This is a genomic window from uncultured Limnohabitans sp., from assembly GCF_937889215.1.
Lineage (GTDB): Bacteria > Pseudomonadota > Gammaproteobacteria > Burkholderiales > Burkholderiaceae_C > Limnohabitans_A.
Map to the genome: position 1 here is coordinate 1 of NZ_CALBEX010000525.1, position 1402 is coordinate 1402.

Annotated in this window: 1 protein-coding gene; it reads left to right on the forward strand. The window is 60.3% G+C overall.

Features of this window, described 5'->3' with window-relative positions:
• The coding region (guaA, locus tag Q0341_RS13290; protein ID WP_299514198.1) for a glutamine-hydrolyzing GMP synthase at nucleotides 1-1369 on the forward strand (1369 nt) is incomplete at its 5' end.
• Nucleotides 1370-1402: the final 33 nt, after the last annotated feature.

A 1402-nucleotide genomic window follows, 5' to 3' on the forward strand; every position in this document is an offset into this window, starting at 1 on the left:
GGGCATTTGCTACGGCATGCAGACCATGGCGCAGCAGCTCGGCGGCAAAGTGGAGGCGGGCACCACACGCGAATTTGGCTATGCCGAAGTCCGCGCCCACGGCCACACCGAACTGCTCAAAGGCATTGAAGACTTCGCCACGGCCGAAGGCCACGGCATGCTCAAGGTCTGGATGAGCCACGGCGACAAGGTCACGCAAATGCCCGAAGGCTTCAAAGTCATGGCCTCGACCCCTGCTTGCCCGATTGCAGGCATGGCCGATGAATCGCGCCATTTCTACGCGGTGCAGTTTCACCCCGAAGTCACGCACACCGTGCAGGGCCAGGCCTTGCTCAACCGCTTTGTGCTCGACATCTGCCAGGCCCGCCCTGACTGGATCATGGGCGACTACATCGAAGAAGCTGTGGCCAAAATCCGCGAGCAGGTCGGTGACGAAGAAGTCATCCTCGGCTTGAGTGGCGGTGTGGATTCCTCCGTTGCCGCCGCACTGATTCACCGCGCCATCGGCGACAAACTGACCTGCGTGTTTGTGGACCACGGCCTGCTGCGCCTGAACGAGGGCGACATGGTCATGGAGATGTTTGTGGGCAAGCTGCACGCGAAAGTCATCCGCGTCGATGCCAGCGACTTGTTCCTCGGCAAGTTAGCGGGCGTGAGCGAACCCGAAGCCAAGCGCAAGATCATTGGTGGTTTGTTTGTGGACGTGTTCAAGGAACAAGCGGCGAAACTCAAAGCCGGTGACGGTGGGCACAAGGGGGCGACCTTCCTGGCCCAAGGCACGATTTACCCTGACGTGATTGAAAGTGGTGGTGCCAAGAGCAAAAAAGCCGTCACCATCAAGAGCCACCACAACGTGGGTGGCTTGCCCGAGCAATTGGGCTTGAAACTGCTGGAGCCCCTGCGCGAACTGTTCAAAGACGAAGTGCGCGAACTCGGCGTGGCGCTGGGCTTGCCACGTGAAATGGTCTACCGCCACCCCTTCCCAGGCCCAGGCCTTGGCGTGCGGATTCTGGGCGAAGTCAAAAAAGAATACGCCGACCTGCTGCGCCGTGTCGACGCGATCTTCATCGAAGAGCTGCGCAACTTCACCGACGAAACTGGCAAAACTTGGTATGACTTGACCAGCCAAGCCTTCACCGTGTTCTTGCCCGTGAAAAGCGTGGGCGTGATGGGCGACGGCCGCACTTACGACTACGTGGTGGCCCTGCGCGCCGTGCAAACCAGCGACTTCATGACCGCCGACTGGGCCGAGCTGCCTTATGCGCTGCTCAAGAAAGTGTCGGGCCGCATCATCAACGAGGTGCGCGGCATCAACCGGGTGACCTACGACGTGTCGAGCAAGCCGCCTGCGACCATTGAGTGGGAGTAGCGGCTTCGTGCTTGCCTGGAATGGCAGACATCG